Origin of the sequence: Alteromonas sp. KUL17, from assembly GCF_006538305.1 — a bacterium.
In the GTDB taxonomy this organism is placed as follows: Bacteria; Pseudomonadota; Gammaproteobacteria; order Enterobacterales; family Alteromonadaceae; genus Alteromonas; species Alteromonas macleodii.
The window spans coordinates 1-1,206 of sequence record NZ_BJKJ01000057.1; the positions used below are offsets into that span (position 1 = coordinate 1).

The 1,206-nt window shown below is 41.3% G+C and carries 2 protein-coding genes; both read left to right on the forward strand.

What is annotated here, in order from left to right:
- Window positions 1-368 (forward strand): hypothetical protein (locus tag KUL49_RS20970; RefSeq protein WP_207308472.1); only part of this gene is annotated, 368 nt, incomplete at its 5' end.
- A 570-nt stretch (window positions 369-938) separates the two neighbouring features.
- Window positions 939-1,169, forward strand: coding sequence for a hypothetical protein (locus KUL49_RS20710; protein ID WP_131138461.1), 231 nt, complete (start codon window positions 939-941; stop codon window positions 1,167-1,169).
- Window positions 1,170-1,206 lie beyond the last annotated feature (37 nt).

Here is a 1,206-nt window from a genome sequence, read left to right on the forward strand (position 1 = left end):
ACAAAGGTACTTTTGTGTTTCCAGTCTTCTTTTTGATTTCATTTCTTCTTGGAAATTTCATAGGTTTTCGAATTGTTCTCCACCTACTCAAAGTGACTGAAAATGTAAACAAGCGTAGTATGTTACTCACTGGTTTATTTTTAATTACGCAGGCTTTTTCAGCTTCAGTTACCTATTTGACGGGTTTAGTAGAGCCAGCATCAGTTGTAATATCGATAGTGTTGTTTTCGTTCATTTTAAAGCGCTTTATGGTTTTGAAACTATGGCAAGTTATCTTGATCCCCATCGGCGTATCATTAGTCTCTGGGCTTGTATTGGCTATCTTGCTAATGTCTACAGTGCAATTATGGGGTGGTTCAAGGGTTTAATCGGCATGTCATATAACAACCCAATCAACACACTCACTTCGTTCGCTGGGACGCATACACGCGGGGCGGCTTCGCCATTATGCCCCACATGTCTGCGCCCGTTATTGGAAAGTTATATGCCAAAGGGACTCATGTGACTACTGTCTATTTTATAGTTGGTTTTACTTGTCTACACTTGGTCTTAGCATTTGTTAATGCTATTGGTATCAGAAGAGCGTTTTTTAAAAAACAAAGCTCCATGACCCTTTGCTTAATAATTAATTGGCTAATCCCTATCGTCGGACCAACCATTACATATTTTATTGTTAGAAGTTCTTTTTCTAACACGTCGCCCGGCACACCCGTTGCAGATCAATCCGGTAGTAACGGATTATACACGGGGGCTGAAGGACGAAGCGATGATTGACTTTTATGCCCGTTGGCTTGGTTATTTTGAAACGGCATATAACAACCCAATCAACACTCTCACTTCGTTCGCTGGGACGCATACATGCGGGGCGGCTTCGCCATTATGCCCCACATGTCTGCGCCCGTTATTGGAAAGTTATATGACAAGAGTCGCTTTCAAATATGGATAGGTTTAAATACGAAGTAAAAACTGTAGGTGGGGTATTCAAGCTGCGCTCCACAAAGCTCAAAGAATTAGAAGAACTCTGCGGTAATATGGGTAATAAAGGCTGGGGACTTGTTTCTGTAAACTATGACTGGCTAACGGTTAGCTATACTCTTTTTTTAGAAAGAAAGTCCTCAATTAAAGTGCCGCGGTTATTGGTCTTAGGTTATTTTAGCATTGTCATATAACAACCCAATCAACACACTCACTACGTTCGCTGGGACG

What these genes read in the sequence shown, in the direction of transcription:
- KUL49_RS20710 (WP_131138461.1), top strand. Translation starts at nt 939, where the DNA reads ATGGATAGGTTTAAATACGAAGTAAAAACTGTAGGTGGGGTATTCAAG.